The following is a 2,400-nucleotide window of genomic DNA, read 5'->3' on the forward strand; positions in this document are numbered from 1 at the left end:
CGGGTCATCGAGCTCGTCGCCGACGGGCGGCACGGACTTGGCTTCATCGAGTCGCCGCAGTCGGTCGGAACCCTACGCTCGGAGGTCGTCGCGCGCGACGAGCTGGTCGCCGTCGTTCCGCCGGGGCACGAATGGGCCCGGCGCGGGACGATCTCGCCGAGCGTGCTGGCCCGGACCCCGCTCATCACGAGAGAGCGCGGCTCGGGAACGCGCCTCAACGCCGAGCAGATCATGGCGGACGCCGGCCACCCGCCGGTCCCCCCGCTCGTCGAGCTTCCGACCACTGCGGCGATCCGAACCGCGGTGCACGCGGGGGCCGGCGTCGCGATCCTCAGCATTCTCGCGGTGCGCGACGACATCGCCGCGGGCCGGCTCGTTCGGGTTCGCGTGCGCGGGCTGCGATTCGTCCGTGAGCTGCGCGCCGTCTACGCGCGGGTCGATGAGCTCGCGCCCGAGCTGCGCACCCTGCTCGCGGTCGCGACGCGCGGGGCCTGACGGCGCGAGCCCCGAGCGCAACGACGCGCCAGCGATCAACGCGGACGCACTCGAGCACCACTCCCCCGGGTTCCCCCGCATCAACCTCGTCGAGCGGGTGATGAGCTCGCCCTGGGCCGAGTGACGCGCAGGCCTCACCGCACAGAGGTGCGGAACCGTCGCTGGTAGGCGGCAGGTGACATCTGCAGCTCGCGCGCGAACACGCGGCGCAGGCTCTCATAGCTCGGGAATCCGGCTCGTGCCGCGGCATCAGTGGCCGTGTGGCCCTGGCTGAGCAGCGAACGCGCGATGTCGAAGCGCACGGATTCGACGTACCGCGCCGGCGTGGTCTGCAGCTCTTCCCGGAACAGGCGCGTCAGGTGCCGCTCGCTCACGTTCAGGCGCGCGGCGAGCGCGCCGAGCGAGAAGTCGGCGTCCGGCTCCGCCGTCACCAGCTCGACGATGCGGCGCAGTGCCGGCGTCTTCGGCGGGTCGGCGGCGAGCGGCACCGAGAACTGCGACTGGCCGCCCGGCCGCTGCAGATAGACGACGAGCAGACGGGCGACGTCACGGGTGAGCTCGGCGCCGTGGTCCTCTTCGACGAGCGCCAGGGCGAGGTCGATGCCCGAGCTGACGCCGGCCGAGGTGTAGGTGGACCCGTCGCGCACGTAGATCGCATCGGGCTCCACGGTGACGCGCGGGTAGCGCTGGGCGAGCTGCGCGGCCACGCGCCAATGCGTCGTCGCGAGGGGCTCAAGCACCGGCCCGAGACCGCGTACGGCACGGTCAACGCCGACGTCCTCGAGCACTTCGTGCCGGGCTACCGCCGCGGCAGCATGGTCGAGCGGGTCATGAACTCGCCATGGGCGGAGTGATGAGCGAGCCCCGGCGCCGCACCGACGCGAGCGTCGGCTACACCCGAATCAAACAGGAAGCGAACGCATGACCACCACGGATTCCCCCCAAAGCCTGCCCCTGCAGATGAAGGCGCTGCGTGCCCACACGCGCGGCGGCCCCGAGCAACTCGTCTTCGAGGACGCCCCGACCCCGGCGGCGCCGCAGGGAGGCGACGTCCTCGTGAGGGTCGCCGCGGCCGCCATCACCTTCGACGAGCTCACCTGGCCCGAGACCTGGGAGTCGGGCGGCGTCGACCGCACGCCGACCACCCCCTCGCACGAGTTCGCCGGCACCGTGGCCGCCACCGGCCCAGACGCGCACGGCTTCGCCGTGGGTGACGAGGTGTTCGGCCTCGTGCCGTTCAACAGGAACGGCGCCGCCGCCGAGTACGTGCTGGTGCCGGCATCCGGGGTCGCCCCGAAGCCGGCCGGCGTGACGGCGGTGACGGCCGCGGCGGCCGTGCTGCCCGCGCTCACCGCGATGGAGGCGCTCGACGACCAGCTGCACCTCGCGGCCGGGCAGCGCCTGCTCGTGCGCGGCGGAACCGGCGGTGTCGGCGCGTTCGTCGTGCAGCTCGCGCACCGCCTCGGCATCGAGGTGACGGCGACCGTGCGGTCCGCGGCGTCCGTCGAGCGCGCAGAGCGGCTCGGCGCCACGGCGGTTCTCGTCGGCGACGAAGCGGCCGAGGTCACATCGGCGGGCTTCGACGCCTCGATCGACGCGGCCGGCGCCGGGTCGCCCGAGTGGCTGTATCGCGCGGTGCGCCCCGGCGGCCGCGTCGTGATGCTGCAGGAACCGCCCCAGGCCGAGCTCGCCGAGCGGTTCGGAGTGGACGCGCGGTTCTTCGTGGTGGCCGCGCGCTCGGCGAGCCTCACCCGGCTCGGCGAGCTGCTCGCGACCGGCGCACTCGAGGTCGCGGTGGCGCAGACCTTCGCGCTCGCCGACGGGCGTCAGGCCTATGAAAGCAGAGGCAGCGCCGCCCGGCCCGGCAAGACGGTGCTCGACGTCGCAGGCCCGCACCCCCGCGTG

At 73.7% G+C, this 2,400-nt stretch carries 4 protein-coding genes; 3 read left to right on the forward strand and 1 reads right to left on the reverse strand.

Going from position 1 to position 2,400, the window contains the following annotated elements; translation table 11 throughout:
* Nucleotides 1-495 (forward strand): LysR substrate-binding domain-containing protein (locus tag ACM2XV_RS14310; protein ID WP_487027414.1); only part of this gene is annotated, 495 nt, incomplete at its 5' end.
* 134 nt (nucleotides 496-629) lie between these two features.
* Here ACM2XV_RS14310 and ACM2XV_RS14315 read toward each other — a convergent pair.
* Entirely contained in the window at nucleotides 630-1,202 is a 573-nt protein-coding gene (locus ACM2XV_RS14315; protein ID WP_487027415.1) for a GlxA family transcriptional regulator, read from the reverse strand.
* 6 nt (nucleotides 1,203-1,208) lie between these two features.
* Between ACM2XV_RS14315 and ACM2XV_RS14320 the strand changes: the two genes are divergently transcribed.
* Together ACM2XV_RS14320 and ACM2XV_RS14325 are read left to right on the forward strand one after the other, a co-directional pair.
* Complete coding sequence (locus ACM2XV_RS14320; protein WP_487027416.1) at nucleotides 1,209-1,349, forward strand: hypothetical protein; 141 nt, start codon at nucleotides 1,209-1,211, stop codon at nucleotides 1,347-1,349.
* 67 nt (nucleotides 1,350-1,416) lie between these two features.
* Nucleotides 1,417-2,400, forward strand: a 984-nt coding sequence (locus ACM2XV_RS14325) for an NADP-dependent oxidoreductase (protein ID WP_487027417.1), incomplete at its 3' end; no start/stop codon positions are given.

The sequence above is a fragment of the Gryllotalpicola sp. CP2-P1 genome, assembly GCF_057512245.1.

Excerpts from the sequence above, each read along its gene's own strand:
- ACM2XV_RS14320 (WP_487027416.1), top strand. The coding sequence starts at position 1,209 with ATGCGTCGTCGCGAGGGGCTCAAGCACCGGCCCGAGACCGCGTACGGC.